The organism is Halomonas sp. PR-M31 (assembly GCF_001039575.1).
GTDB lineage: Bacteria > Pseudomonadota > Gammaproteobacteria > Pseudomonadales > Halomonadaceae > Modicisalibacter.
Map to the genome: position 1 here is coordinate 18,301 of NZ_JIBT01000023.1, position 23,386 is coordinate 41,686.

Here is a 23,386-nt window from a genome sequence, read left to right on the forward strand (position 1 = left end):
TCCTGCTTTTCTACTGGCGATCACTCGGGCACCATAAGACATTTTTTGTTCCTGCATTGCCTGCAGTAAAAGGAATCATCATGCCGCCTGCCAGCACCGCCCACCTTCAGCCCGGCTTCATGGTCGTTCACGGCAATCGCCTGGAGGATCTGCGGGGCGTGGCGATGGAGTGGATGAAGCGCTACCCGCTTGCACCGCTGGAAAACGAAGTGATCCTGGTGCAGAGCAACGGCATCAGCCAGTGGATGAAGCTCGCCCTGGCCGCGGATGTGCGCGAGGACGGTAAAGGCGGCACCGGCATCGCCGCGGCACTGGACGTGACCCTGCCGGCACGTTTTCTGTGGCAGGCCTACCGGGCGGTGCTCACCCATTGCGAGAATGATCCACAAGCAGTACCGGCGACATCACCCTTCGACAAGTCACGCCTTATCTGGAGAATCCTGCGACTGCTGCCGGCACTGCTTGAAGAAGACGCCTTCGCCCCTCTCAAGCAGTTTCTCGACGGTGACAATGATCTGCGCAAACATCATCAGCTGGCGGAACGTCTGGCGGATCTGTTCGATCAGTACCAAGTTTACCGCGCCGACTGGCTGGCGGCCTGGGGGCGTGGCGAAAATGTTCTGATCGGCGGCCATGGTGAAATCACGCCAGTAAGCGCCGAGCAGTGCTGGCAGCCGGCCCTGTGGCGCGCCCTGCGCCAGGATATTGCTGAAAAGCGGCGCGCCCTAAGGACTGATGTTGGCAGCGACGGCATCGATTCCAGCCGCGCCATGGTGCATCAACGCTTTATCAGTGCCGCCCAGCAGCTGAGCGTGGATAATCGCCCCCCCGGCCTGCCACGCCGGATCATGGTCTTCGGCATCTCCTCACTACCTCAGCAGGCCCTAGAAGCCTTGGCAGCACTGGCCCGCTGCTGCCAGGTGGTGCTCTACGTGCACAATCCCTGTCAGTATTACTGGGCGGATATCATCGAACATCGCGACCTGCTGCGTGCCCAACGCTATCGCCAGGCACGCAAGGTCGGCATGCCGGAGCGCCTGGATGTACTGGGCGACGGCGATGGCGAAGCGGATCTTCACCTGCACGCCCAGCCGCTGCTTGCCGCCTGGGGCAAGCAGGGACGCGACTACCTGCGCCTGCTGGATGAACATGACGAGCGCCAGCAATATGAAAGCCTGTTCAGCGCCGAGTCCCTGCGCATCGATCTGTTTGAAACGAATGGCGAAGACTGCCTGCTGCATCAACTGCAGGACGACATTCGCGAGCTGCGCCCACTTTCTGAAACCCGGGAGTGCTGGCCGACGGTAGATAGCCGGGTCGATGACTCCATCGTCTTTCACGTCACCCACAGCCCTCAGCGCGAGGTCGAGATCCTTCACGATCAGCTGCTTGCCGCCTTCAGCGCGGACCCGCAACTGTGCCCCCGGGACATCATCGTCATGGTGCCGGACATCGACAATTACGCGCCGCATATCAAGGCAGTGTTTGGTCTGTTTGGACAGGGCCAGATCGATCGCGATGATCCGCGTCATATTCCCTACACCCTCTCGGATCAGGGCCAGCGCCATCGCCTGCCGCTATTGATCGCCTTGGAAAAGCTGCTGCGCCTGCCGGAACTGCGTTTGTCCGTCAGCGATCTGCTCGATCTGCTGGAGGTGCCCGCCCTGCGGGCGCGTTTTGGCATCGAGGAAGATCACCTGTCGACCCTGCGACGCTGGATCGAAGGTGCCGGCATTCGCTGGGGCCTGAACGGCGCTCAACGCCAGAGCCTTGATCTGCCCGGCGACATGGAACAGAACACCTGGACCTTCGGCCTGCGTCGGCTGCTGCTGGGCTATACCGTGGGCAGCGCCGCCGAGGGGGGCTGGCAAGGCATCGAGCCCTTCGATGATATTGGCGGCCTGGAGGCGCAACTCGCCGGCCCTTTGATGGCACTACTCGAAACCTTGGAGCAGCAATGGCGCATCCTGGGAGAGGAGACCGACCCCAACGGCTGGGCCAGACGGCTGCGGGAACTGCTCGAAGCGTGTTTTCTCGCGGAAGACGCCCAGGATAGCCTGGTGCTGTCCCAGCTCGAACTCGCCCTGCAGACCTGGCAGGAGAGCACCGACGAGGCCGGCCTGACCCGCGATCTGCCGCTATGCATCGTGCGGGAACACTGGCTGGCCCAGATCGATGAGCAGGGTCTGTCCCAGCGGTTTCTGGCCGGCGCGGTCAACTTCGCCACCCTAATGCCGATGCGGGCGATCCCCTTCAAGCGGGTCTGCCTGCTGGGCATGAACGACGGCGACTACCCGCGCAGCCATCCGCCGCTGGACTTCGATTTGATGGGCAGCGACTACCGCCCAGGGGATCGCTCCCGCCGGGAGGACGATCGCTACCTGTTCCTCGAAGCCCTGCTCTCCGCCCGGCAGCAGCTTTATATCAGCTGGATCGGTTACAGCATCATCGACAACACGGAGCGCCCGCCCTCGGTGCTGGTGGGTCAGCTTCGCGACCATCTCGAATCAGGTTGGCGACTGGCGATAAATGACAGCGATGAACAAGGCTCGGCCTTGCTCGATGAGCTTACCAGCGTGCATCCGCTACAGCCGTTCAGCCGGGTCTACTTTCCGACGCAAGCGCAGCTCGCTGCCCGATCCGTGCCCGACCGGCGGCTTATTACCTATGCCCATGAATGGCGCGAGGTGCATGGCCAAACGCCATCCAGCCAGGATGACGGTGAACTTGGCGAGTTCTTGCAGGAGTCACCGCTGACGCTTCATCAGCTGGGAAGCTTTCTGCGCGACCCGGCCAAGGCGTTCTTCAACGCCCGACTCAAGGTATTCCTCGAACAAGAGAACGTGACGAGTCTCGATCAAGAACCCTTCACCCTGAACGGCCTGGAAAACTGGCAGCTGCAAAATCTGTTGATCCAGGCCCAGCGGCGCGCCATCGACGATGGCGAACCCCGGGAACTTGCACTGCACGCGACGCTGGAACGGCTGCAAGGCCAGGGTTTACTTCCCTTTGGCGCCTTCGGCGAGCGCATGTGCGAAGCGCTGATCGAGCCCATGGGCAAATTGTTCGAGGCTTATCAGGAAGCGCTGACCCAGTGGCCTCACTCTATCGAGGAGCCGGAGCCGATACGCCTGGCGTTGCCCGGCCACCCGCCCTTGGAAGACTGGCTGGACAATCTGCGCGCCAACGAGACCGGCGAACGCTGTCGCTTGCTGCTGACCAGCAGCAGCCTGATCAAGGACAAGAAATATCACTGGCGCCATCTCTTGCTGCCTTGGGTCGCGCATCTGGCGGGGCAGCTTACGAGCCAACCGCTGACCACGCGACTGCTGTCCAAAGCCGGCCATGTGACACTACTGCCATTGGAACCTGAGATCGCCCGGGCGCAGCTGCGCAACCTCATCGTCGCCTGGCAGGCGGGCATGAACGCACCGCTGCCGTTGGCCATCGATACCGCTTTTGTCTGGCTTGGCAAGAAAGGCACGCCGGAAAGCGAGCCGGAAAGCGAGGCCTTCAAAGCTGCCGCCAGCACCTTTGAAGGCAACAGTTTTGGTGCCGGCGAGTGCGGTCGCAACCCTTACCTGGCGCACCGATGGCCGAGCTTTGCTGCGCTCATCGATGCTCAACGGGGAACGCCCCACAGCTTCGTCTCGTTGACCGATCGCCTGCTGGCGCCGGTGCATCACGTGGTGAAGGGAGGCGATAAATGAGCGATGTCACTCAACTCGACCCACTAGGCTTTCCATTACATGGCTCCCGTCTTATCGAGGCCAGCGCCGGCACCGGCAAGACCTTCACCATCGCCCTGCTCTATGTGCGTCTGGTGCTGGGACCGCGCTCAGCCGATGATGACGCAGCTTTCAGCCGCCCGTTGACGCCGCCGGAGATTCTGGTGGTCACCTTCACCAAGGCCGCTACTCAGGAACTGCGGGATCGGATTCGCAGACGGCTGGTCGAGGCCGCCGGCGTCTTTTTACAGGCGCCCGAAGCCGCACCTAACTTCTTACAGGCGCCCGAAGCCGCGCCTAGCTCCTTACAGTCCCCCGAAGATGTGACCAGGAACGCAGTTGACAGGCTCGACCCGCTGCTACTTCAACTTCGCGACGACTATCCCGAAGCCAGCTGGCCCGCCTGCGCGCGTCGCCTGCAGCTTGCTGCGGAATGGATGGATGAGGCCGCCGTCTCGACCATCCATGCCTGGTGCTACCGCATGCTGCGGGAGCATGCCTTTGACAGCGGCAGTTTGTTCTCGCTGAATCTGGAAACCGACCAGACCGAACTCGAAAGCGAAGTGGCGCGGGACTACTGGCGCAGCTTCTACTACGCCATGAATGCGAACGAGCTGGCCATCGTCACTCGTCACTGGAAATCGCCGGAAGACCTGCACGCTCAGGTCCGGCGCCTGCTGCCGGAATGCTCGGCATTGAACCGAAACGTCCCGCCGCCAAAAGAAACCCTGCAACACACCCAAGCCGCCATCGAGGCGCGGCTGGAAGAACTCAAGGCGCCTTGGCCGCAATGGGTGGAGGAATTGCAGACGCTGTTCGAAGAGGCCGCCAGGCAAAAAGCCTTCAAGGGCCAGAGCTTCAACAGCAAGAGCCGGGCAAACTGGCTGGGTGCACTGCGGGACTGGTGTCAGAGCGATGCGATTCGTCCGGCCCTGACCCCCGCCGCCTGGAAGCGCCTGACCCCGGACGGCATGGCGGAGATCTGGCAAAAGGGCGATCCGCCGAATCACCCGGCGCTGACGGCTATTGCGGAACTACAAGACGAACTCGACGCCCTGCCCGACCCCCAGGCCGACCTGCTCACCCACGCCGTTCACTGGTGCCGCTTCCGCCTGGATAGTGAACTGGAACGCCGGGCCGAGATGGGCCCCAACGAACTATTGACCCACCTCGACCGGGCCCTTGCCGGCGCCAACTGCGAGGCGCTGGGGGCCCAGATTCGCCGCCAGTTTCCCGTCGCGATGGTGGATGAATTTCAGGACACCGACCCGGTACAGTACCGCATCTTCGACTGCGTCTATCGCATCCGGGAAAACCGACCCGACACCGGGCTATTCCTGATCGGCGACCCGAAGCAGGCGATCTACGCCTTTCGTGGCGCCGATATTTATACCTATCTGCAGGCGCGCCAGGCCACCGAAGGGCGGCATGTCACCCTGGGCACCAACTTCCGCTCTACCGAGCCCATGGTTGCAGCGGTCAATCGCCTATTCGAATTTGCCGAGGCGCACCCGCCCGGCGCGTTTTTATTCAAGGAAGACGATGGCTCGAATCCAGTGCCTTTCCAGGCAGTTAGGGCCAAGGGCCGGAAAGATACACTGATTCTGAACGGCCAGCCGCTGCCGGCAATGACCCTCTGGCAACTCCACGCCGACGAGCCCCTTTCCAAAAGCGCCTACCACACGGAAATGGCCGAACGCTGCGCCTCCGCCATGGTCGAGCTGCTGGAACAGGGACAATGCGGCCGCGCCGGGTTTATGGATAGCGGCCTCGCAGGGTTGGTAGACAGTGACGATGCCCTCGACCCGGTGTCGCCCTCAGATATGGCGGTGCTGGTCAACGGCCTGGGAGAAGCGCGAGCCATCCGCCAAGCCCTGGCCCGACGCGGCGTAAAGAGCGTCTATCTTTCCGACAAGGACAAGGTGTTCGCCTCCCCCATGGCTGGCCAGCTCGAAGCCTGGCTGCACGCCTGCGCCAACCCGAACGACGATCGCGTGCTGCGCACCGCCCTGGCCACGCCGGCGCTGGGGCTGGATATCGCCGCGCTGGATGATTTGAACGAGAACGAACTGGCCTGGGAAGACCGGGTCATGCAGTTTCGCGACTACCATCGCCTATGGCAGAGCCAGGGCGTATTGCCACTGGTTCGCCGGCTGATGAACGACTTCGCGGTGCCCGCCCGGCTGCTGGCCGGCGGCCCGGCAAGTGATGGTGAAAGATGGTTGACGGATTTATTACATCTCGGCGAATTGCTCCAGCAAGCCAGCCAGGAACTCGACGGCGAACATGCGCTGATCCGCTTTCTCGCCGAGTCACGCGACAACCCCGACGACCAGAGCGACGCCCATAAGCTGCGTCTGGAAAGCGACGCGGATCTGGTGCAGGTGATCACCATCCACAAGTCCAAGGGACTGGAATATCCGCTGGTGTTCCTGCCCTTCATCTGTAGCCATCGCCCGCAAAAGAAAAGCGATTCGCCCCTGCGCTGGCACGACGACCAGGGTCGGCTCCACATCAGCCTGGAAGCGGACGATGCGACACTGGCCATCGCCGACCGAGAGCGCCTGGGTGAAGACCTGCGCAAGCTCTACGTCGCCCTGACCCGCGCCCGTCACGCCACCTGGCTCGGCATGGCGCCGCTCAAGGATGGCGAGAACAGCGCCATCGGCCAGTTGCTGGCCAACGGCCAGCGCCTCGATCCAGATGCCTTCGCTGCGGCGCTGGCCGCGCTCAAGGGCGATTGCCAGGCGATCACCCTTGTCCCGGCGCCGCCTATCGATTCGCGCACGATCGTTTTGACCGAACACGACGCCACCCTCGGCGAGGCGCAAACGCCTGTCCGCTCGGCTCGGGAGCATTGGTGGATCGCCAGCTACTCCGCCTTGAGCTTCTCCGGGGAAGCGCTTGCTCCAGATCCCGATTCCACTTTCGGCGCGATATCCAACTCTACAGTCGGGATGGCAACCGCACCGCCAATCCTGGAACCGCATGAAGCACCGCCATTGCCCGAACCGGCAACGCCGCTTGAAGCCACCACCTTCGAGACGCTCACGGAACCGCGAGACAGCGCCTTACCCAACCAGCCGTCGCCATCGCTGCATCGTTTTCCGCGGGGCCCCGGCCCCGGCACTTTCCTGCACGGACTGCTGGAATGGGTCGGCCAGCAAGGCTTTGCCAGCGTGCTCGAGTCTCCGGCAGCGCTGGAAGACACCCTGGCGCGGCGCTGCAATCTGCGCGGCTGGACCCAGTGGATTCCCGCGCTGCAGGCGTGGCTCACCTCGCTTCTACGCACGCCGCTGCCCTTGCCCGAGGCCGCGCCATCCGCCGCGGTGCGTCTGGATGGGCTTTCGGTCTATCAAGTTGAATTGGAATTCTGGTTCGCCGCCCACCAGGTCGATACGCAAGCGTTAGACGATCTGGTCAGTCGGCATTCCCTGGGCAACACCCCACGCCCCCGCGCCGATCGCGATCGACTCAACGGCATGCTCAAGGGCTTCATCGATCTGGTGTTCGAGTTCGAGGGGCGCTATTACGTCGCCGACTGGAAATCCAACCATCTCGGGCCGGATGACGACGCCTACACCTTGGAGGCCATGCGCCTGGCGGTGGCGGAAAAACGCTACGACCTGCAATACGCGCTCTATCTGCTGGCATTGCATCGCTTGCTCAAGTCACGATTGCCGGACTACGACTATGACCGCCATATCGGCGGCTCCCTGACCGTCTTCTTGCGCGGCGCGAATGCCGCAAGCCGTGGCGTGCATGCCGAACGCCCACCCCGGGAACTGATCGAAGGGCTGGATGCGCTATTCCAGGGCGTCGGCGCCGCTAGCCCTGCCACGGAGACTGCCCTATGAGAGACCTGTTCTCGGATCTTGAAGACGCCGCCGTCACCAGTGACGCTCCAACCCCATTCGACGACGTTCTGGGCAGCGTTGAGGCATTGCTTACGCTACTCGAGCGCTGGGTGGAGCGCGGCTGGCTGCGTGCCCTGGATCGCGCGCTGGTGGTATTCCTGCATCGCGAGGTGCCGGATGCACCGCCACTGTTACTGCTGGCTGCCGCCTTGGCCAGCCATCAGCTTGGCCGTGGGCATGTATGTCTTGATCTGAACATGACGCTGAAAGCCCCGGACCTGGCGCTTTCACTCCCCCCGGAAGGCGACGACTTGAATGACCCGCCGCCGCTGCCCAGCCAAGTGCTTACCGATGTGACCCTCGCGGGTTGGCGGGCCGCTCTGGATCATCCTGATTTGGTCAGTGGTGGCTGCGGCAGCACGCCCTTGGTGAAGTCCGAGACCGACGACGATATCCGCCTGTATCTACGCCGCTATTGGCAGTATGAACAGGATATTCGCCAAGCGCTTGCCGCCCGCCTGGCAGCCACGGAGATTGATGCGCCCGCGATCGAACTATTGCGCCATGCCCTCGAAGCGCTATTCGGCCCGGCGGACGGCAATGTGGCATCCCTGGACTGGCAGAAGCTCGCCTGCGCCCTTGCCGCCCGTTCGCGCTTTGCGGTGATTACCGGCGGCCCCGGCACCGGCAAGACCACCACCGTGGTCAAGTTGCTGGCGTTGCTTCAGGCGCTGCAATTGGGTCAACCCGACAGTAGAGCGCTGCGCATTCGCCTCGCTGCACCCACCGGCAAGGCCGCCGCACGCCTGAATGAATCCATCGCCAAGCAGGTCGAGAATCTCTCGCTGGTCGAACTGGCCGGCATCGGCAGCGATAACAGTAATGGCATCGACCTCACCACCCTGCGCGACGCCATTCCTACCGAGGTCACCACGCTGCATCGGCTGCTCGGCTCGCGACCGGATACCCGGCATTTCCGCCACCATGCGGACAACCGCCTGGCCCTGGATGTGCTGGTGGTCGATGAAGCCTCCATGGTGGATATCGAAATGATGGCTAGCCTGCTCGCCGCCCTACCGCCCCGCGCCCGATTGATCCTGCTGGGTGACAAGGATCAGCTTGCCTCGGTGGAGGCCGGCGCCGTACTCGGCGATTTGTGCCAACGCGCGGAAGGCGCCCACTACACCCCAGCAACCACTGCACAGCTAAACGATGCTACCGGCGATACCTTGCCCGAGCGCTATATCGACACCGACGGCCAACCGCTGGACCAAGCCATCGCCATGCTGCGGGTGAGCCACCGTTTTGACGCCGCCAGCGGCATCGGCCAGCTTGCCCAGGCGGTGAATGCCCCCCTTGGCAACCGCCTGCAACCCAAGGACAAACGCCGGGCCGTGCGCCAGATATTCGATCAAGGGTATGCGGACATCAGCCGACTGAAACTGGACGACAGCGACGACCCGGCACTGGACCGGCTCGTGATCGACGGCAACCCGGCAGGCTTTTGCGATGAAGGGCGCGGCCGCCGATCTCGCAATAATGAGCTGCCACCGCCCACCGGCTACCGGTATTATCTTGAGGTGCTCGCCAAGAAGCGTCCCTCCCCTGGTGACTTGGTCAAGGCGTCGGTTGACCGACAAAAAAGATTTTTGATAACTGGGCCCACGCCGTGCTCGGCGCTCACGGCCGTTTTCAAGTCCTGTGCGCCCTGCGCAAAGGGCCCTGGGGTGTGGAAGGTTTGAACCAACGCATTGCCAGTGCCCTCAAACGTCACAAGCTAATTCCTTTCGACTATGGCTGGTATATCGGCCGACCGGTGCTCGTCACCCGCAACGACTACGGCCTCGGCTTGATGAACGGTGACATCGGCATCACCCTCGCCATGCCCAACGCCCGGGAACCCGATAAACCCTGGCTGCCCCGGGTCGCCTTTCCCGCGGGCGATGGCAGCGGCCGCATCAAATGGGTACTCCCCAGCCGCCTGCAAGCGGTGGAAACCGTGTTTGCCATGACTGTGCATAAATCTCAGGGTTCGGAGTTCACTCACACCGCCTTGGTACTACCGGACGCCCCCAATCCGATCCTGACGAGGGAATTGATCTACACAGGGATCACCCGGGCCAGGGACTGGTTTACCTTGGTGGAAAGCGGACGCGGAATACTGGACGAAGCGGTACTGCGGGAAGTGACGCGAGTGAGTGGGTTAGGAGTTATTGAATGACTGAAACGCCCCAAAGCGGACGTTTTGATACATGCTGCTTGTGCGTTTACCTATGGGGTGAACTATGGATTTCAATCAGACCCTTAGGGCCAGATCTTGCCTTTTGTATGGACCATCAAACTCAGCAGTGAACTTCTTCTATCCTCGGCGTTCTCACAAATATGCCTTAGGCCGACATACCACGCGACACTCTATGCTAACAAGCTGAATACAGCGCTACTGCCTTGATGTACTGAAATTTCTAGTCGACGTTTACTTTGGGTTTCATAAGGAACATGACCTCAATGATACAGCGCAATACATCACTCAACTCTGCACGACCGGTCACCCCGCTTAGCTTGATTGTCGCCCAGCTCGTTGATTTGACTGAGCGTGCTGAAGAACTTTCATACAATGATCCAGATTTCGTTCGCATGCTACACAAGGTGTCGGCGCTTGCAGAAGGCCTGGACCCCTATATTGCTGCCTGCAGTACGCCTGAATCAGAAGCGCTTGAGGCACTGGCCACACGTACGCAACAAGAGGACTGGGCCGGTCGTCTTGCCCAGGGTGAAACGACGCTAGCGCTGGAGCAGGAAATGCTTTCCGGACACGTCGAAGGGCAGTTTCTGAAAATGCTGGTGCACGCAGCCCAGGCACGGAAGGTACTGGAGATTGGTCTTTTCACCGGCTATTCGGCACTGGCAATGGCAGAAGCGCTGCCCGAGGACGGTTCGGTTCTGGCGTTCGAGATGGATGCTTTTGCTGCGGGTTTTGCTCAAGAGCAGTTCGCCCAATCGCCCCATGGCAAAAAAATTCGCGTTGAAGTAGGCCCGGCGATGGAATCGCTAAAGCGCCTGACATCCGATGAAGGGCCGTTCGATCTGATCTTTATCGATGCGGACAAAGGCAACTATAGCGCCTATTTACAGACCATTATCGAGCGTTCTTTGCTGTCACCGCATGGGCTGATTTGCGTTGATAACACCCTCATGCAAGGGCAGCCTTATCTTGACCAGGAAAGGAGTGCCAATGGCGAGGCAATCGCCAGGTTCAACGAGACCGTCATGAATAACCCTAACGTCGAGCAAGTACTTCTTCCCTTGCGCGACGGGCTGACGTTGATACGTCAGGTATAGGTATCGAGCGAAAGATAGCTTATTTCCTGACTCTATCACGTGAGCCAACTGCACATGACAGAACAGTATTTTGGCAAGACACCCCTGACGCTGATCGCCCTTTTCTTGCTGCTGCCATTCAATGCGCTGATATGCCTGACGGCTTTAATTGCTTGCATGATAGCTCGTGCAAGGGGCTCAAAACTGGGCCGGGTCGAGGCAGAGAACCCCAAGACCGTGCTGGTCAGTGGCGGCAAGATGACCAAGGCACTGCAGCTGGCACGCTCATTTCATCAGGCCGGTCATCGCGTTATTCTTATCGAGAGCCCGCGCTACTGGCTCACCGGCCATCGATTCTCGACGGCAGTAGACCGGTTTTATACGGTTCCGGCACCGGACAGCCCTAATTATGCAAAGGCGCTTTTGGATATCGTTCAGCGCGAGAACGTCGATACCTACGTGCCGGTATGCAGCCCGGTGGCCAGCCTGTTTGATTCCAAGGCCATCACCACCCTCGCTCCTCATTGTGACGTTGTCCACGTAAGCCCGGACGTCATCGAAAAACTAGACGACAAACACCAATTTGCCGAAATATCTCAATCGTTGGATTTATTGGCGCCGAAATCCTTTCGTATCACCCATGCGGAACAGGTCACTCAATTCGACTTCTCCCAATATAACCGCCAGTTCATCCTGAAAAGCATTCGCTACGATTCCGTGCGTCGCCTGGACCTGACCAAATTACCCATGCCAACGCCAGCAGAAACTGCAGCATTTGTCGCGACGTTGCCAATCTCGGAAGAGAACCCTTGGGTGATGCAGGAGTTTATCCCAGGTACGGAATATTGCACCCACGGCACGCTGCGCGACGGCGAACTGAGAGTGCATTGCTGCTGCCTGTCATCGGCATTTCAAATCAACTACGCCTCCGTCGACGCACCTGAGATCGAAAACTGGATTCGCCATTACGGCAAAGCCCTTGCCCTGACCGGGCAGGCATCATTTGATTTCATTCAGGCCGACGATGACGGCAAATACTACGCAATCGAGTGCAACCCTCGTACTCACTCGGCTATCACCATGTTCTACAACCACCCGGGTGTGGCGGCTGCCTATCTTGAACGTAATACGCTTCCTGAACCCATTCGCCCGCTGTCATCTAGCCGCCCGACGTACTGGCTGTATCACGAATTATGGCGGCTACTCACGCACTTGAACTCGCCTTCATACGCTTTAGAACGGCTCAAGGTAATCGCCCGTGGCAAGGACGCCGTGTTTGATTGGCGCGATCCACTACCTTTTCTGATGCTGCACCACTGGCATGTACCACTTTTGCTATTGCGCGACCTGCGTGAGCGACGCGGATGGCTGCGCATTGATTTCAATATCGGAAAACTCGTGCAGCTGGGCGGCGATTAACGAATGCCGCTTTGCTGCAACGCGTAACCGTTGAGATAACCGGTAGCGCGGTTGTCTTTTTCATGAACCTACCAGGGAGGACCAGTCGCTATGCAACGCTTGTGTGCCAACACATATAGGTTTTCATTTCCCCTTTTGCATAACCAGAGCCCTGCTCTTCACAGGACATGGACGTATGACGCCTATTACAGACAGACTTATAGAGTTAATGAACAGTCAAGCGCTTACTGGCCCTGCATCATCAGACCTAAAGGCGACTCTCAAGACGCTTGGCGAGAGTGAATCCTTCGAGCAGCTACTACGCACCCTGATCGAAGCGCCAGCGTTTTCTGACGAGTTGGGTGCCGACTTCGCGGCAGCCCAGGCGGTTGAAGGCATTTCAGCTTGCCGCATGCTGCGAGGCGCGCTCAATCTACCGTTGGGGCAATTCTTCGTACTCTTGGGGCGGCTTTTTGAAGCGCTCGATTCAACTGAAGGCAAGCAAAAAGCCCGCTCGCCGTGGTCGGAGTTTGCCAACCAGATAATGCACTCGACACCCCTGGCTCAGACCAAGTTGCTGACCTATCTGACCACCGTGACCGACGACTCGGTGCGGCATCGGTTTACCGATATGGCAGCACGACTTGGTGAGTCCGATCCCCACGCCATTTATCCGACATCGGTCTATCGTGAGTGTGGCGGGAGCGTACAGTGCACGTCCGACCAGCAAACGGTGGAAGCCTTGATGAGCTTCAGCACCTTTGCCTCCATACGCACGATCGATCATGCCCTCGACGTAAAGCAACCGGCGCTGCGGGATATCTACAAGCCACTGGGTCGCTGTATTTGCCTGATCGATGAAACCGTCGAAAAACTGCATGGCGCGGCATTCGAGGCGTATTTCGACAGCCATGAAATCGTGCTGGAAAAGCGTGTGTACCGGGCAATGGAAGCCGACAAGGGGCTCTCCACGGTAGAGCGCATGCTGGGTGATTTCAAACATCTTGGCGTATCGCGCAACGAGCCGGTGCTTATCGCCGGCGGTGGTGTGCTGGCGGATACCGGGGGGCTTGCCTGCGCGCTATACGGGCGCAACACGCCCTACGTGATGCTGTCCACGTCGATCGTGACCGGCATCGACGCCGGCCCTTCGCCGCGCACCTGCTGCGATGGCTTTGGCTACAAGAACCTGATGGGCGCCTATCACCCGCCGATAGTGTCGATCACCGACCGGTTCTTCTTCGAGACATTGCACGAAGGCTGGCTGCGTCACGGCATTGCCGAGATCATCAAGATGGCCGTGGTCAAGAATCTCGAGCTGTTCAATGACCTCGAGGCAGCGCAATCCCGCTTGATCGATACCCGGTTCGGCACCATCGACTGCGCGCCAGACGATGACATCAACGACCTGTCCCAGCGTATCTTGGGCGGTGCTCTGAAGTCCTATATCGAAGCGGAATACGGCAATCTTTTTGAGACTCATCAATGTCGTCCCCATGCCTATGGGCACACCTGGTCACCAGGATTCGAGATCGAGGCAGGGCTGTTGCATGGCCACGCCGTGGCGATTGGCATGGGGTATGGCGCTTTTTTAAGCGCTCGTGCCGGCTGGATCACGGATGAAGAACTGCACCGCATTCTGCGTTTGATGAGCGGTTACGGGTTGAGTCTGACCCACGACATCCTCAACAACCGCCCCGTCATGCTGGAAAGCCATCGCAAGATTCTGCAAAAACGCGGCGGCAATCTGGTGGCGCCCATCCCCAAAGGAGGCATCGGCGAGTGTGGCTACCTCAATTCACTCTCGGAAGAGGAGCTTTTCGAGACCTTGAATGACTATCAGACGCTATGCGCCGACTATCCGCGGGGTGGCCTGGGGATCGATGCGCACTGTCGCGACGTAGGGTTGGAAGATCCTTCGGCGGCAGAAATACGTTAAACGAAAGCGTGGCACACTATTCCATTCGGCAACGGATGGAATAGTTTGCAGTCATTATCAGAAATAGCTAAGTAATAGGCGTCATTGCTGACGAACCGCAGCCAGGATGACTCAAGTGATGCAGACAGCACCAAGAATCGAAACGCCACGACTTCTATTGCGAGCACCGGTCATTGAAGACGCCGATGCCATCTTCGAGGAGTACGCCGCCGACCCAACGGTTACGCACTATCTGACCTGGCTTGCCCACGAATCCAAAGAAACAACGGCCGGTTTTCTGCGTGCACGAATTAACGTATCAAAGACCGGGAAAGAGTTTTCCTGGGCGATCACCTTGCAAGGCAACGACAGAGTGATTGGCATGATCGACGCCCGCTTCCAAGGCCATAGGGTGGAAATCGGCTTTGTATTAGGTCAAAAGCACTGGGGCCAAGGCTATATGACAGAAGCCACCACGGCGCTTGCAAAGTGGAGCCTTGGCCAGCATGGAATCTTTCGTGTATGGGCGGTGTGCGGTGAGGAGCGGTCGGCACCTCTAATACTGATCTTCCATAAAAAAACCTAATGAATGGGCGAGGCACGCAAAAATTGCTTGGCCTGCCCACGGTTCCGCTTCAGCCAATGCGTATCATAACGCAGCCACTCACCCAAAGCCGTCGGAAATGCCCGGTTGGTACAGCGCCGCTTTAACCAACTTCATATCACCTCGGCCGGGTTCAACTCGGGCGCATAAGGCGGCGGAGCTTCCAGGCGCAACCGGCCTTGTACCTCCGGGCAGCGTAGCAGCGTCTATTAAAAAACCCACGATGCTGGCGCCGGTGACCGTATCCGAGGTCCAGTGAAAATAGCTACGCCCTTTGTCCGAGAAGGCGCCGATGGCCATATGGCGCTGCGACTTTCCTCGCTTGCCCTTGAAGACCGGCGTTTGCCTTACAGGCGCAAAAGTCTTCTGATAATGCGAGCAGAGATGGAAGCTCGACTCATCGACGAAGATCAGCGTTTTATTTTGCGCCTCGGCTTCTTTTTTTTAACTCTGGACAGAGCTGCTCTCGCCAGTAGTCGATAGAGGCCTCATCACGCCGGCTATCCTGACGCTTGGCCGTTTGCCAGGACCAGCCCCATTGTCTGAGTAAATCACTGATCGATGAGGTGCTGTAGTGAATATCGGTCAGCCGGGCGATGGCATCGGCAATACGCTGCGTCGTCCAGCGCTGGTCTTCATAGCCGAAGTCTTCCGGCCCCCGGGCTTCGAGTGCCACCAGCACCTTGGCCATCTTGTCGGGAGAAAGACGCGGCGGCCGACCGGATCGTGGCTGTGTCTTGAGCGCTTCTTCACCGTTTTCTCGGTCCCGGACGACCCATTGGCTAATAGCCCCTTGAGTGACCTCCAGGCGGCGAGCAGCTTCCAATTGACTCATGCCGTCCTTGACCCATTAAACGGTGAGCGAACGACAATAGGCGTGAGCGGAATTCAGTAACATAAAGATATCATGTCAACGATCAGAGGATGTGCTCGGTCGACAGGCTATCCATTACGAAGCTCCTGTATTGTCTAAAGTCTCGTCTCTAATGGCCGATAAAAAGAATAACGCTATTCTCGCGATTGAAGGCCTCAAGGCACGTAACTTTCACTCGACAACAAATTTACTAAAAAAAGAAATCATTCAGATGAAACTAAAAATTTTTGTCTTTTTAGTCGCCACATTCGGTTTAATTTTTGGCGTTCACGCGCATGCATCATGTACTTCAAACACAATTGGGGACACTAAGCTTCATAACTGCTCGGACGGTACAAGTGGTACGTCACAGACAATTGGCGGAACAACCTTCCATAATTTCAACAACGGTGCCACTGGGACTTCCCAATCAGTTGGGGCAACGACTTTTATAACACTGATAATGGCGTATCAGGAAGCTCTCAAAGCATAGGGGGTACTACCTTTCATAACTACAATGATGGAACGTCCGGGACATCACAAAGCATTGGTGATACTACTTTCCACAATTACAACAATGAAATATCAGGGACGACCCAAAACATCGTCGGGACTGGTTTTTACAGCCACAACAGGTAATTCAGGCGCCTAACTTTGGCGTTAGGTACATAAAAGGAGAACATCATAATGAATATTAAAAAACTCGTAGCTGCCCTAACACTTTCTATAGGATTTTCTTCATTATCATTTGCGGCTTGCCCATATGACCAAAATTGCCTCAACAATCCGTATGGTGCAGGCAGTCGATATAAAGCTGATGGCCTTAATAATCCGTATAGCCAATATGGAAGTTCATATAGCAATAAGTCTCATACCAACCCTTACGCAACAGACGCACCAAAGCTCTATGACAGTCAAGGCAACTATCGCGGCAAATTAAGCAACAACCCATATGACCCAGATTCAACGTCAAACCCCTACGGTCGGTATGGCAGCAAATACTCACCAGACAGCATCAATAATCCGTATGGTGCAGGCAATCCGTACTCAAATGAACCAATTTATGTCATTCCGTCACGGTAGTGTATCTACGGGCAGCAGAACGCAGCTAAGCTGCGCCTCTGCTAGCGGCGTTACGTTCAATAAGAGTGCCTTTCAAAACCTGTCTTGGAGCTTGTTCAGACAGATCAGGAAACAGCCCAGTAGCGTAAAGGCGTAATGAATATCGACTCGCTGTTCATAACGCGTGGTGAGTCGCCTCATCCGAAGCAGCCAGGCAAAGGTTCGCTCGACAACCCAACGATGGCGCCCAAGCCGCTGACTGTCTTCTACGCTCCGACGAGCGATACGAAGCTGAATGCCGCAGGCCCGACATGACCGGCGACAGCGTCGATAATCATAAGCCTTATCTGCATGAAACTTTCGAGGACGCTGACGAGGGCGCCCTGGTCGGCCTGACAGCACTAGCTGCACGCTATCGAGCAAAACCGCCAAAGGGACACTGTCGTGCATACTGGCACCCGACAGCAGGATAGCCAACGAGACGCCTTGGCGATCCGTCAGCATGTGGCGCTTGGTGCCGGGTCTGCCCCGGTCCGTCGGGTTGGGGCCGAGGGCCGAGCCCCCTTCTTTGTCTGTACGGATACGCTATCCATACAGGCTCGCTCCCAGTTGAGCTGGTCGGCATGATAGAAATGTACCAATAACGTCTAGTGTAGATGTTCCCAGGCACCCGCCTGCTGCCAGTCGCACAAGCGACGCCAACAGGTGACGCCTGAGCTGCAGCCCATTTTCTGAGGCAACATTTTCCAGGGGATGCCTAAGCGCAGAACGAACAGGATGCCTGTCAAGGCTTTGCGGTTAGAGACAGGTGGGCGTCCACCACGCGCCTTGGGCGTCGGCGGTGGTAGCAATGGATCGACAATGGACCAGAGTTCATCGGATACGATCTTTTTAGCCATACCGAAAATCTAGGCATGGCCGAGGCTTTTTTCAAGGTTTTGAAAGGCACTCTATAACAGAAAATTCAATTACCAGATTACGATAAAGAGGAATAAAATTGGAAGTACTCTACTGGCAAGCATTTGTCGCTGGATCGACAATTATTGCGTACCTTTTTAAGTCACGCAATTGGGGGGCATCCGTCGCTGGCCTTTGGTCTTTATGGACGCTTGCAATGCTAGGGTACGCGCCGCTGATAACCACCCAACTAATTTCCGCATGGGGAGCATTCTTCGTAGTTGATTCCTTTACAAAGAAGTCACGTCAAATAAAAAAATTTGAAGCTACTCTTACCGGTTATCACAAGGAGGATCAGAAAGCCCTGATTACAGCTCGAAAAGAGAATCATTTTATCTTACTAACTGACTCAAGCCATTATGAATATATGTTAGCTGAAATAGATCGCTCGAAATCTACAATAATGATTCTTTCAGGTTGGATATCTGATAAAGTTATCGATGAGCGCTTCATATCTATAGTGAAAAAAGCGCTTCAAAGAGGAGTACAAGTATATCTGGGGTTTGGATTCGAGAATTCACAGGGAAGACATGAAATCACTCGACCAGCGAAGCGCGCACTTTTGAGCCTGCAAAAACTTAGTAAAACTCAGCAGCAACTGCACGTTGGGAAATTCAATAATCATCAAAAAGCGCTGGTAATTGACCAAAAGCGAGTCGTTTGCGGCAGTCATAATTGGCTGTCGAATAAAGCATTTAAGAATCGTGAGCAGAGCTTTATTATTGATGATCAAACCGCTGCTAAGGCGGTATTCGAGCACTCAATGCCGTTAATTCTTGAAAATCCCGCGTTCGACACCTAATATTAGCATAAACAATTAGCTGACCCGCTCAAGCCGACCGACTACTCCACCTGATGCACTAGATCGATCATAACGGCCTGAGCCCGCTGCTCGATCCGCTGCGGCAGAAGCAGCCTGAGTGACACCGCCCTTCTCACTATGAAGTGGATTCGGCAACAGCTTCGTTAATCACGCTGCGCCATAACTTGCCGGAGTTCTTCCCAATAAGCCTCGGTCTGCTGCGCCGGGTCGGTGGGAAAGCAACCCAGCTCCACTGCAAGATCAAAGAAGCCTTGAGCGGGTAATTCCTCTCCTCGCTGGCTGACGTCCAGGGCGGCAATAAAGGGCCGGCCCTGCGCGGCGTCCTCGCGCATCAGGGTTTCCAGTGCCTGGGCTACGCGCTGGATGGTGCGTGGCGGGCGCAGCGCAAGCGCCTCTGCGAGTTGCTGATAGGTCATCGGCAGCGCCTCGCGGGGCGCCGTTTCGAGAATATGGCGAGCCTGGGCGGCCTGGGCGGCAAGCGGTTGGCTGTCTGTCATGATTTTGGTCGGGCACTCTGCCTGCTTGGGAATGGGTGGGTTATGGCTCCTTAAATTACCCTCGACGAGAGAGGCAGCCACACGTGCTCATAACCAATCGACAAGGAAACGCCCGCCAGTAATACCGCCATCGTCAGACTAACCCCCTTCAGGATTTTTGGGTTCTCGATGCGTTTACCTAACAAGGCGCCGATCAGCGCGTAGCTGCCGGGTGCGCCGGCCGCCAACACCGCCAAGCCGATTGACCAGAGCATCAAGCTAATACCGTGAATCCCTACGGCGGGAAATTGGATCGTGGCGATCGGCAGTGTCGCGACAATGCCTTTGGGATTGCACAGTTGCATGATCAGGCCGTCACGAAAGCGCATTAAACGCGGTGTTTGTCGCACACCGCCCAGGTCGATGCTCGATCTGGCGATCTTGATGGCGAGGTAGAAGATATAGCCGCACCCCAGCGCAGCCAACACGACAAGCACATCGCCTTGCACCCAGGCGGCGCCGGCCCAGCCGAACAACAAGAACAAAGTCAGCATGGCGAGCCCTACCCCGAGATAGAACCCAAGCGAAGCTTTGGCCTGCCCATTTAGCCCCGCATTCAGGCCGAGCAGATTCACTGGCCCAGGCGAGTACATTACGCCCAAGGCATAGACGATGATGGCTAACATGATGGGTTCTCGGTTAGAGGATGCTGCGCTGATATTGGTAAGGCGTCATGGCGTAGATGCGCTTGAAGCGGCGATTGAAGTGGCTGAGATCGGCAAAGCCGTAGCGAAAGGCGACCTCGTTGGGCAGCGCACCATCATCCAGCGCATGGCGGGCGGCATTGATGCGACAATTGAGGACGTATTGGTGCGGCGTCATGGCGAACTGCTGTCGGAACAGGCGCAGAAAGTGGTATTTCGAGAGATGGGCGGCCTGACTGAGATCGTCCAAGGACACATCCTCCTCCAGATGCGCAAGGATGTAGTCCTTGGCGCGGCTTAGTAGTGCATCCGGGCGACTGACGCTGGCAGTGTTTGATTGAAACCTTCCCTCGCGCCGAACTAGCCGAGTGGCGATCCGATGGAGAGCATGTTCCTGATCGATGCGACTGCCGACCTGATGCGTCACTAGCCGAGCCAGTTCCAGGATGGCGCCGCGTAGCGCATGGTCCTGAATCAGGGTATCGGCGCTTCTGAAATGGCCAACGCCCTCACGCCCCACCGCATTGGCAAACGCTGCTTCGAGCTGAGCCGGCGGCACGTAGACCATCACGTACCCCAGCGTGCTATCGCCACCGGAGTGCCCATCGTGCACTTCTTCCGGGTTGAACTGTACGACGTTGCCGGGGGTGCTGCGGTGAAACTGCCCACCGCTGAAGAAGTCCTGGCGTCCGGCGAGGGTGACGCCAAAGGCGTATTCTTCATGGGCGTGTCGGTCGTAGTGGAAGTCATCCATAGCCGCATGCAGCACCGTGACCTCGGACACATGCCGACTCTTCAAGAACCGAAATTGGCTAGGCTGCTTTGACATGCCACACCTCCCTGAACGCTGATTCACCTAGCGTAGAGGGGTCATCATACTGGCGGCTTGGACGTTATTGCTCAAAAAGAATGCTCGTCAAAATGATGACTACGTATTGTCAAATAGACGTTACCACCCTATGCTGGGTTATCCATCTGCTTCAGGAGGCCCATATGGAGACTCAGGCTATCGGCATCGAGGGGGTCAGCGTTCCCGCCAAGGTGTTTACTGACCAGGCTGCCTATCTGGATACCGTCTATAAGGGTATTTCCGGCGATGTCATCCGACAGGCGATAAAGGCGATGGGCAACAATCGCGCGCTATTTCTGCGCCTGTTGGAGGTCGATTCCGCCAATCTCAGTCGGGTCTTCAAGAAAAAGCATTTAGGACGCACCGATACCGAAGAAGTGCTCGATACGCTGCGGATCTACCGTGAGGCGGTACGCATCTTCGAAAGTCATGAAGTGGCCCGGGATTGGCTCAGCTCCCCTATCCGCGCACTCTCGGACCGTGCGCCTGAGGAACTCTGCGATACCTTCGAGGGCCGCTCCCTGGTACGCGCCACGCTGCGCAAGATCGAGCAAGGTGACTTTTCCTGATGTACTTGTACCGCGTCGGCCCCAAGGCGTTTCTGGAAACCTTCAATGGCTTGGGTGGGAGCTACCAGTATGGGGGGCGCTGGAATGAAATCGGATCACCGGTGATCTACTTCGCCAGCTCCCCCGCTATCGCTCTGCTGGAGATGGCCAATTACCTGCACTCCCCCCGGCACGTACCGCCAAGCTACAGGATGGGCGTCTACGAGCTACCGGATGCCGTCACCGTCGAGACGTTGCCTGTGGACTCACTCCCCAAGGATTGGGACGATTTTCCTTACCCTGCTTCAACTCAGGCCATCGGATCTGAGTGGTTGATGTCCATGTCGGCGCTGTGTCTGCTGATGCCGAGCTGCACGGTCCCCATCGTTAAGGCAGGTGAAGGGGTCATTGTCGTCAATCCTCGCCATCTTAATATTTCCAAGATCAAGCTGGTCGATGCGACCGAAAAGCTCTACAGCAAACGCCTGTTCTCCGGAAAGTAAGCAAATCAGATTCATGACCTTGGCGATTTTGACGCGCAGAATCGGGCCTGGCGCTTAATCGTGCCAGCGGCTTGGGCATTATTGCTTCTTCACATCGCGATAGAAGTTCTCATGCGAGCCGAGCGCCATCAGCGTTAGCACGATTTTGCCGTCGTCGTAATGGTAACCGAGCAGGGTCAGTTGCTTGGTCATCTTGAATTTGTAGACACGCAGAAACGCTAGATCCCCCTTCTTCTGTTCGCCAAGATGAGGGTCCTTGATCAAGGCTCGAATAGCCTTGTCCAGATCGCCCTTCTGGTTGGCGTGAAGCTTCTTGACTGCTTTCTTAAAGGTTGGGGTTTGAAGAACCTGCATGGCTCAGTCGAACTCGTAGGGTTCGAGCTTGCCAGCGTCCAGTTCAGCCTTGGCGATAATGGCTTGCCTGACGAACTCATAGGGCAAATCGGGATTGTCTTCCATCATCTCGCCGATCTTCGCCCAATGCTCGATCTGCTTGGGCGTGGAGCGATTCATGGCCTTGGCCATGATGGTCGCCTTTTCAACCAGTTCCTGATCCAAGCGAACGCTTGCTGTACTCACTGTTATTTCTCCTAGTTACCTACTTGATGGCTGTGGCGAATTGCATCGTTTGATGCATCTTGCCTCACCTCGTTCCAAAATTGAAAGATGCGATGTACAGAAACTTTTGCCTTTGTGGATTACCAGCTAACGACCTTAGCGATCTCCACCCCGCTATGGATGTTCCTTAAATGATCGGTATGCTGAATCAATAGCCTGTTAAACGGAGCGCATGTACCCATGACGAAATCTTCACGAACGCAACGACTGCGGGGCGGACGCTGGCCACGGCTATTGGCTTGGCTAAGCGTACTGGTGGTAATCGCGTCAGCATTATTGATGGCCGGTTCAGGACTGGCCCATCGCCTGGAAATGACGGACCTGGGCACAGCCTTCACCTGGTTGCGCCAAGGGGCCTATCTAGCCATCGGCGCGGCAGTTCTTGGATTGATCACGCTTATCGTGGCGAGCCTGTGCAAACGCTTGAAGCCGGCGTTGGTGGGCGCTGTAGTAGTTGTCGTGGTCGCGGCGATGATGATCGTCCCCTGGCAGATGCAGCAGCGCGCCCAAGAGGTGCCGGCGATTCACGACATCACAACCGACATGCAGGATCCGCCGGCGTTCGTTGCGCTGGCATCCGCTCGGGAGGCCGCGCCCAACGAGGTAGCCTACCCCGGCGAGAGCACCGCGCAGCAGCAGCGCGAGGCCTATCCGGATATTCAGCCGATCATTCTGAAGCAGCCGCTGATTGATGCGATGGATGCCGTCGAGGCAACCGCGCAAGATCAAGGCTGGGAGATAGCCGACGTCGGCGACACAAAGCTTGAAGCCACGGCCACCACCCTCTGGTTCGGCTTCAAGGACGATGTGGTGATTCGCCTGAGCGAAGTGGAAGAAGGTGTACGGGTGGACATGCGCTCGGCATCGCGACTTGGGGCCAGCGATGTGGGCACCAACGCCGAACGGATTCGCAACTATCTGCAAGCGCTGCGTGAGCGAGCGGAATAAACCAAACTTTATACAGTCACAACCTGGTAACGCGTACTGCGCCCGCCTCCCGGCAGTTTCTCGATACAGCCCTTGCACAGCAAATCGGCCAGATGGCGGGTGGCAGTCGCTTTGCTCACCTTGGCAACTTTCTGATACTGCGCAGCACTGATACCGCCCTCGAAGCCCCGCTCCCCCCCATCCAGTAACTCGATTGAGCACTTTAGCTTGCGGGGGTAGTG

At 57.7% G+C, this 23,386-nt stretch carries 20 protein-coding genes and 3 pseudogenes; 14 read left to right on the forward strand and 9 right to left on the reverse strand.

What is annotated here, in order from left to right; translation table 11 throughout:
• The first annotated feature begins 80 nt into the window (after window positions 1–80).
• From recC to CH74_RS07015, 8 genes are all read left to right on the forward strand, one after another.
• Window positions 81–3,710 (forward strand): exodeoxyribonuclease V subunit gamma, encoded by a 3,630-nt coding sequence (recC, locus tag CH74_RS06985; RefSeq protein WP_048306750.1) that lies wholly within the window; start codon window positions 81–83, stop codon window positions 3,708–3,710.
• Entirely contained in the window at window positions 3,707–7,585 is a 3,879-nt protein-coding gene (recB, locus tag CH74_RS06990; RefSeq protein ID WP_048306751.1) for an exodeoxyribonuclease V subunit beta, read from the forward strand. Before recC ends, recB begins: the two co-directional genes overlap by 4 nt.
• Window positions 7,582–9,327 carry an exodeoxyribonuclease V subunit alpha gene (gene recD, locus CH74_RS06995; RefSeq protein WP_367379102.1) on the forward strand — a complete coding sequence of 582 codons (1,746 nt, stop codon included), beginning with the start codon at window positions 7,582–7,584 and terminating at the stop codon, window positions 9,325–9,327. The genes recB and recD overlap by 4 nt, the downstream gene beginning before the upstream one ends.
• A complete protein-coding gene (locus CH74_RS19990) occupies window positions 9,324–9,806 on the forward strand; it encodes an ATP-binding domain-containing protein (RefSeq protein WP_367379103.1) in 483 nt (160 codons plus the stop codon). Before recD ends, CH74_RS19990 begins: the two co-directional genes overlap by 4 nt.
• Before the next feature lie 275 nt (window positions 9,807–10,081).
• The gene (locus CH74_RS07000; RefSeq protein ID WP_048306752.1) at window positions 10,082–10,924 is read left to right on the forward strand and encodes an O-methyltransferase; all 843 of its coding nucleotides are present in this window, start codon (window positions 10,082–10,084) and stop codon (window positions 10,922–10,924) included.
• Between the two features lie 54 nt (window positions 10,925–10,978).
• Window positions 10,979–12,322: an ATP-grasp enzyme gene (locus CH74_RS07005; protein WP_048306753.1), complete on the forward strand. Its 1,344-nt coding sequence runs from the start codon at window positions 10,979–10,981 to the stop codon at window positions 12,320–12,322.
• Window positions 12,323–12,530: 208 nt separating this feature from the next.
• Window positions 12,531–14,240, forward strand: a complete 1,710-nt coding sequence (locus CH74_RS07010) for a sedoheptulose 7-phosphate cyclase (protein WP_216594725.1) — start codon at window positions 12,531–12,533, stop codon at window positions 14,238–14,240.
• A gap of 118 nt (window positions 14,241–14,358) precedes the next feature.
• The gene (locus CH74_RS07015; protein ID WP_053070661.1) at window positions 14,359–14,805 is read left to right on the forward strand and encodes a GNAT family N-acetyltransferase; all 447 of its coding nucleotides are present in this window, start codon (window positions 14,359–14,361) and stop codon (window positions 14,803–14,805) included.
• 78 nt (window positions 14,806–14,883) lie between these two features.
• Here the strand turns inward: CH74_RS07015 and CH74_RS19995 are convergent, their stop codons facing one another.
• Both CH74_RS19995 and CH74_RS07025 read right to left on the reverse strand, forming a co-directional pair.
• Window positions 14,884–15,237 carry a transposase gene (locus tag CH74_RS19995; RefSeq protein WP_156181418.1) on the reverse strand — a complete coding sequence of 118 codons (354 nt, stop codon included), beginning with the start codon at window positions 15,235–15,237 and terminating at the stop codon, window positions 14,884–14,886.
• Window positions 15,238–15,241: 4 nt separating this feature from the next.
• Window positions 15,242–15,661: pseudogene (locus CH74_RS07025) on the reverse strand (winged helix-turn-helix domain-containing protein); the annotation flags it as partial.
• 88 nt (window positions 15,662–15,749) lie between these two features.
• On the opposite strand from CH74_RS07025, the gene CH74_RS18625 reads away from it, so the two are divergent.
• Entirely contained in the window at window positions 15,750–16,169 is a 420-nt protein-coding gene (locus CH74_RS18625; protein ID WP_156181414.1) for a hypothetical protein, read from the forward strand.
• A gap of 194 nt (window positions 16,170–16,363) precedes the next feature.
• The gene (locus CH74_RS18190) at window positions 16,364–16,759 is read left to right on the forward strand and encodes a hypothetical protein (protein WP_082140326.1); all 396 of its coding nucleotides are present in this window, start codon (window positions 16,364–16,366) and stop codon (window positions 16,757–16,759) included.
• A 72-nt stretch (window positions 16,760–16,831) separates the two neighbouring features.
• On the opposite strand, the pseudogene CH74_RS18195 reads toward CH74_RS18190, so the two are convergent.
• Window positions 16,832–17,637 (reverse strand): annotated as a pseudogene (locus CH74_RS18195) (IS5 family transposase).
• A 98-nt stretch (window positions 17,638–17,735) separates the two neighbouring features.
• Between CH74_RS18195 and CH74_RS07035 the strand changes: the two are divergent.
• Entirely contained in the window at window positions 17,736–18,497 is a 762-nt protein-coding gene (locus CH74_RS07035) for a phospholipase D-like domain-containing protein (RefSeq protein ID WP_156181416.1), read from the forward strand.
• Between the two features lie 164 nt (window positions 18,498–18,661).
• On the opposite strand, the gene CH74_RS07040 is transcribed toward CH74_RS07035, so the two are convergent.
• The 3 genes from CH74_RS07040 to CH74_RS07050 are packed head-to-tail and all read right to left on the reverse strand — an operon-like array spanning window position 18,662 to window position 20,527.
• The gene (locus tag CH74_RS07040; RefSeq protein WP_048306757.1) at window positions 18,662–19,015 is read right to left on the reverse strand and encodes a hypothetical protein; all 354 of its coding nucleotides are present in this window, start codon (window positions 19,013–19,015) and stop codon (window positions 18,662–18,664) included.
• 50 nt (window positions 19,016–19,065) lie between these two features.
• The gene (locus tag CH74_RS07045) at window positions 19,066–19,680 is read right to left on the reverse strand and encodes a LysE family translocator (protein WP_048306758.1); all 615 of its coding nucleotides are present in this window, start codon (window positions 19,678–19,680) and stop codon (window positions 19,066–19,068) included.
• Between the two features lie 13 nt (window positions 19,681–19,693).
• Window positions 19,694–20,527: an AraC family transcriptional regulator gene (locus CH74_RS07050; RefSeq protein WP_048306759.1), complete on the reverse strand. Its 834-nt coding sequence runs from the start codon at window positions 20,525–20,527 to the stop codon at window positions 19,694–19,696.
• Between the two features lie 164 nt (window positions 20,528–20,691).
• On the opposite strand from CH74_RS07050, the gene CH74_RS07055 reads away from it, so the two are divergent.
• Together CH74_RS07055 and CH74_RS07060 are read left to right on the forward strand one after the other, a co-directional pair.
• Window positions 20,692–21,117 (forward strand): antitoxin Xre/MbcA/ParS toxin-binding domain-containing protein, encoded by a 426-nt coding sequence (locus tag CH74_RS07055; protein ID WP_048306760.1) that lies wholly within the window; start codon window positions 20,692–20,694, stop codon window positions 21,115–21,117.
• Complete coding sequence (locus CH74_RS07060) at window positions 21,117–21,599, forward strand: RES family NAD+ phosphorylase (RefSeq protein ID WP_048306761.1); 483 nt, start codon at window positions 21,117–21,119, stop codon at window positions 21,597–21,599. The genes CH74_RS07055 and CH74_RS07060 overlap by 1 nt, the downstream gene beginning before the upstream one ends.
• Window positions 21,600–21,677: 78 nt before the next feature.
• On the opposite strand, the gene CH74_RS07065 is transcribed toward CH74_RS07060, so the two are convergent.
• Together CH74_RS07065 and CH74_RS07070 are read right to left on the reverse strand one after the other, a co-directional pair.
• Window positions 21,678–21,953 (reverse strand): type II toxin-antitoxin system RelE/ParE family toxin, encoded by a 276-nt coding sequence (locus CH74_RS07065; RefSeq protein ID WP_048306762.1) that lies wholly within the window; start codon window positions 21,951–21,953, stop codon window positions 21,678–21,680.
• 3 nt (window positions 21,954–21,956) lie between these two features.
• Window positions 21,957–22,178, reverse strand: coding sequence for a hypothetical protein (locus CH74_RS07070; RefSeq protein WP_048306763.1), 222 nt, complete (start codon window positions 22,176–22,178; stop codon window positions 21,957–21,959).
• 219 nt (window positions 22,179–22,397) lie between these two features.
• Here CH74_RS07070 and CH74_RS07075 point away from each other — a divergent pair, with 219 nt between their 5' ends.
• On the forward strand, window positions 22,398–23,165 hold the full coding sequence (locus tag CH74_RS07075) for a DUF1499 domain-containing protein (protein WP_048306764.1): 768 nt from the start codon (window positions 22,398–22,400) through the stop codon (window positions 23,163–23,165).
• Between the two features lie 8 nt (window positions 23,166–23,173).
• Here the strand turns inward: CH74_RS07075 and CH74_RS07080 are convergent.
• Window positions 23,174–23,386: pseudogene (locus CH74_RS07080) on the reverse strand (DUF4172 domain-containing protein); the annotation flags it as partial.